The 1,430-nt window shown below is 69.1% G+C and carries 1 protein-coding gene; it reads left to right on the plus strand.

Translation table 11 applies throughout. The features are described from left to right. Positions 1–104 precede the first annotated feature (104 nt). On the plus strand, positions 105–1,424 hold the full coding sequence (locus tag ABZS71_RS35625; RefSeq protein ID WP_356217018.1) for an ISL3 family transposase: 1,320 nt from the start codon (positions 105–107) through the stop codon (positions 1,422–1,424). The last annotated feature ends 6 nt before the right edge of the window (positions 1,425–1,430 follow it).

Below are 1,430 nucleotides of genomic sequence, written 5' to 3' on the forward strand. Positions count from 1 at the left end.
GCGTGATGGGTAGGGCTGTTGGTGGCCCTGGACGCAGGACGCCCGTGGTCCTGGGTGATCATTTCTGTTCTCTACGCAGAATGATCGTCTGGGAGCCACGGGGCTTGATCAACGATACGACGTTGCTGCTGGGCCTCGACGGGGTGTCCGTCATGCGGGTCGAGCGGCTTCAGTGCGGTGGGCGCCGGGTCCACCTGGCCACGGCGGACGCCTCGGCCCGGGCCTGCCCGGCCTGCGGGGTCTTCGCCTCCCGGGTGAAGGGCTCGGCGACGACCCGGCCACGTGATCTCCCTTATGGGGAGATCCGGCTGGAGTTCGTCTGGCACAAGCGGCGCTGGTGGTGCCGTGAGACGGCCTGTCCACGGCGGTCGTTCACTGAGCAGATCGAGCAGATACCGGCCGGCGCCCGGATTACCGGGCGGCTGCGGGCCTCGGCGGGACGGCGCGTGCGGGATGCCGACTCCACGGTCATCCAGGCGGCCCGCGATCTACACCTGTCCTGGCCGACCGTGATGGCCGCCTTCCGCACTGCCGCCGGTGAGGTCGTCGAGGCTGCGCTGCCCGGCGTCGAGGTGCTGGGCATCGATGAGACCAGGCGCGGGCGGACCCGCTGGGAACAGGACCCCGGCACCGGGAAGTGGAAGATGACCCGGGACCGCTGGCACACCGGGTTCGTCGACGCCCTGGGATCCGGCGGACTGCTCGGGCAGGTCGAGGGCCGCACCGTCGCCGACGTGCTGGCCTGGCTTTCCACCACGCCCCTGACCTGGAGGAAAGCCATCCGATACGTCGCCATCGACATGTCGGCCACCTACCGGGCCGCAGTCCGCACCGGCCTGCCCGACGCCACCGTCGTGGTCGACCACTTTCATGTGGTGCAGCTCGCGAACAAGGTGCTCTCCCTGGTGCGGCGCCGCACCACCGCCGAGATCCGCGGCCGACGCGGACGCGCCAGTGACCCCGAGTGGAAGGCCCGACGCCGCCTGCTCCGCAACCGCGAAGACCTTGGCCACGAGCAGTTCGAGCGGATGTGGAACCCGCTGCTGGACGAAGGGAAGATCGGACAGACGCTTCTGACGGCATGGATCGCCAAGGAGAGCCTGCGTACCATCCTCGCCCTGGCCCGCACCGGCACCGACCGGAACCAAGTGGGCCACGCCCGTTGGAAGTTCCTCACCTGGTGCGCGGACGCCGACATCCCCGAAGTCCGTACCCTCGCCGCCACGGTCGACCGCTGGTGGACCGAGATCGCCGCGTTCATTGACACCGGCCACAGCAACGCCAAGAGCGAAGGCATCAACCGCGTGATCAAGCTCGTCGCACGCAACGCGTTCGGGTTCCGCAACGCCGACAACCAGCGCCTACGCACACGCTGCGTTACCACCCGCCGAGCCCGTGGACACCTCCGCACCGCTCAACTTTGAAGACCC

The organism is Streptomyces sp. NPDC005393 (assembly GCF_040606675.1).
GTDB lineage: Bacteria > Actinomycetota > Actinomycetes > Streptomycetales > Streptomycetaceae > Streptomyces.